3 protein-coding genes are annotated in these 2,496 nt (G+C 39.9%); 2 read left to right on the top strand and 1 reads right to left on the bottom strand.

Features of this window, described 5'->3' with window-relative positions; translation table 11 throughout:
* Together AC1DTM_RS22670 and msrA are read left to right on the top strand one after the other, a co-directional pair.
* On the top strand, window positions 1–468 hold a 468-nt coding region (locus tag AC1DTM_RS22670; RefSeq protein WP_477000936.1), incomplete at its 5' end, for an SDR family oxidoreductase.
* A gap of 90 nt (window positions 469–558) precedes the next feature.
* On the top strand, window positions 559–1,095 hold the full coding sequence (gene msrA, locus AC1DTM_RS22665) for a peptide-methionine (S)-S-oxide reductase MsrA (protein ID WP_016104502.1): 537 nt from the start codon (window positions 559–561) through the stop codon (window positions 1,093–1,095).
* A gap of 288 nt (window positions 1,096–1,383) precedes the next feature.
* Here the strand turns inward: msrA and AC1DTM_RS22660 are convergent, their stop codons facing one another.
* The gene (locus tag AC1DTM_RS22660; RefSeq protein ID WP_256415936.1) at window positions 1,384–2,295 is read right to left on the bottom strand and encodes an RCC1 domain-containing protein; all 912 of its coding nucleotides are present in this window, start codon (window positions 2,293–2,295) and stop codon (window positions 1,384–1,386) included.
* Window positions 2,296–2,496: the final 201 nt, after the last annotated feature.

Raw genomic sequence — 2,496 nt, 5'->3', positions numbered from 1 at the left:
ATTGGACCTGGTGCTTTTATTGAAGAAACGACTGAACAATTTTTTGATAGAATCGTTTCAGTAAATGCAAAAGCACCATTCTTCATCATCCAACAAGCTCTATCTCGTTTACGTGACAATAGCCGGATTGTTAATATCTCATCAGCCGCAACTCGCATTTCTTTACCTGATTTCGTTGCATATAGTATGACGAAAGGTGCAATTAACACAATGACTTTCACTCTAGCAAAACGACTTGGCACACGAGGTATTACTGTAAATGCAATACTTCCAGGCTTCATTCAAACAGATATGAATGCGGAACTCTTGAGCGATCCAATGATGAAACAGTACGCTACTACTATTTCCGCTTTCAATCGCTTAGGCGAAGTAGAAGATATTGCCGATACCGCTGCATTTCTTGCTTCTCCAGACAGCCGCTGGGTTACTGGACAATTGATTGATGTGAGCGGTGGATCTTGTTTATAAAAAACATATATTTTCAAATCTTTTTTATTGCGCAATAAAACAATTTATATAATACTGTATAAAACATATAAATTTAGGAGGATTACAGCAATGTCCGAAAAAACATACGAACTCGCAACCTTCGCAGGCGGTTGTTTTTGGTGCATGGTAAAGCCATTTGATGAGCTTCCTGGCATTCAAAAAATCATTTCTGGTTATGCGGGTGGTCATATAGAAAACCCAACATACGAACAAGTAAAATCAGGGACATCGGGACATTTAGAAGTCGTTCAAATTACATTTGATCCTTCTATTTTCCCGTATCAAAAATTACTAGATTTATATTGGCCACAAATTGATCCAACTGATGACGGCGGACAATTTTTCGATCGTGGTCCCTCTTACCGCACAGCAATTTTTTATCATAATGAAACACAAAAAGAGCTTGCAGAAAAATCGAAGCAAACTCTAGCAGAAAGCGGTATGTTTAAAGATCCTATCGTGACTGAAATTCGGCCGGCTGCACCTTTTTATGAGGCCGAAGAATACCATCAACACTTTTACAAAAAGAACCCAGAAAAGTATGCTACCGAGCAAAAAGAATCTGGTCGTGAAGATTTCATAAAAGAAAATTGGCAAAAAAAATAATAAAAACGCATCGTGCTTTCTTTTAAAAGTACGATGCGTTTTTATCTTTGAGAAAAGTACCATACAATTAAAAGGCCAATCGCGATTAATAACATCTGTTCAAAAATGCCATGTAAACTCTCATTTTATGGAAAAGAATAAGAACCCCTTTTTGTAAAAGGTTTCTTATTCAGTAGATTTAAGTTTAATTATTTTCTACATACCTTATTCCATAATTACTCCTGAAATAAAATAATATTACCCGCGATTTATTAGAAATTAAACATTCTTATTCCCATCAACACATATTTAGATTGACAAAATGTTTGGATCGGGCAGTCGGATACCGTGCCAGCTGTCTACATCGCATTGGCCATATTCGTTATCACCCACTGCTACCACCGTGCCGTCTGATTTAAGACCGACTGTATGGGCACAACCCGCCGCTATCGCTACAATATCGCGCCAATCACTTACATCACATTGACCATGTTTATTATTACCCACAGCCGTCACTATGCCGTCAGATGTAAGACCAATTGTATGATTACTCCCTGCCGCTATCGCCACAATATCGCGCCAATCACTTACATCACATTGACCATGTTTATTATTACCCACAGCCGTCACCATACCGTCTGATTTAAGACCAACTGTATGAAGATAGCCTGCCGCTATCGCCACAATATCCCTCCAGCCACTGACATTGCATTGGTCATACCGATTATTACCCACAGCCGTCACCGTACCGTCCAATTTAAGGCCGATAGTATGCCAGTCGCCTGCTGCGACCGCCACAATATCACGCCAGCCGCTTACATTGCATTCACCTTCTTTATTTCGCCCCACTGCTACCACCGTACCATCCGATTTAAGACCAATGGTACGCCGCCACCCCGCCGCCACTGTTACAATATTATTCCAGTCGTTTACATCGCATTGGTTATGCTTATTCCAACCCACAGCTACCACAGTACTGTCAGTTGTAAGACCGATTGTATGAGCATTACCTGTGTTCGTCGCCATATGAACATTCCCCACCACGACCGCTTCAATATCACGCCAGCCGCTTACATTGCATTCACCTTCTTTATTTCGCCCCACTGCTACCGCCGTGCCATCCGATTTAAGGCCAACGGTATGACCACGACCGGCCGCTATCGTATCTTTAGGCCACCGTTTCACCTTCAACACCTCATCTTTCGGTGAAATGTAATTCATGTTTTACCTCCTTCAAAATAAGCAACTGTATTGAAATAGATATTTTTATCAAACTTTATTTTTAATCCACATCTACAAAGGAAATCTATTACTACTTCTTCAAAAAATAAAAACCTCCAGTTTTAGTACTAGAGGTCTTCTATTTATTTCTTCAATCTCTCAATAAAATCCTGTAATTTATCAAGCGATTTCATGTTATGG

Source organism: Bacillus sp. P4_D3 (genome assembly GCF_056401855.1).
The sequence above is the reverse complement of the archived record's forward strand: the minus strand, read 5'-3'. Positions and strand labels throughout refer to the sequence as shown.